Origin of the sequence: Corallococcus interemptor, from assembly GCF_003668875.1 — a bacterium.
In the GTDB taxonomy this organism is placed as follows: domain Bacteria; phylum Myxococcota; class Myxococcia; order Myxococcales; family Myxococcaceae; genus Corallococcus; species Corallococcus interemptor.
In genome coordinates this window covers 1-346 of record NZ_RAWM01000362.1, presented here as the reverse complement: position 1 = coordinate 346, position 346 = coordinate 1, and the positions used below count along the sequence as shown (strand labels likewise).

Sequence of the window (346 nt, the reverse complement as noted above, 5' to 3'; positions counted from 1 at the left end):
ACTACTGACTTCCTTGAACCGGACCTACCTCTTGCGTAAAACGGCGCCATGACAATGGCGTCCGCCCCGAAATCGATCCCGCAATCCGGCCCACTCTCCGCGGAGGCCAACCAGGCCGCCGCGCTCGCGCCCTATGGCGGCGTGCTGACCGTGGATCTCGACGCGATCATCGCCAATTGGCGCAAGCTCGAGAAGACGGCGGTGCCGGCCGAATGTTCGGCGGTGATCAAGGCCGATGCCTATGGCTGCGGCGCCGAGCAGGTGTCGCGAGCCCTCAGCAAAGCCGGCTGCAAGACCTTCTTCGTCGCCACCATCGAGGAAGCGCGCAAGGTGCGCGCCGCCGTTC

Annotated in this window: 1 protein-coding gene; it reads left to right on the top strand. The window is 65.6% G+C overall.

Annotated elements, in window-relative coordinates; all coding sequences use genetic code 11:
• Positions 1 to 48 precede the first annotated feature (48 nt).
• The coding region (locus D7X96_RS39260) for an alanine racemase (protein ID WP_208647459.1) at positions 49 to 346 on the top strand (298 nt) is incomplete at its 3' end.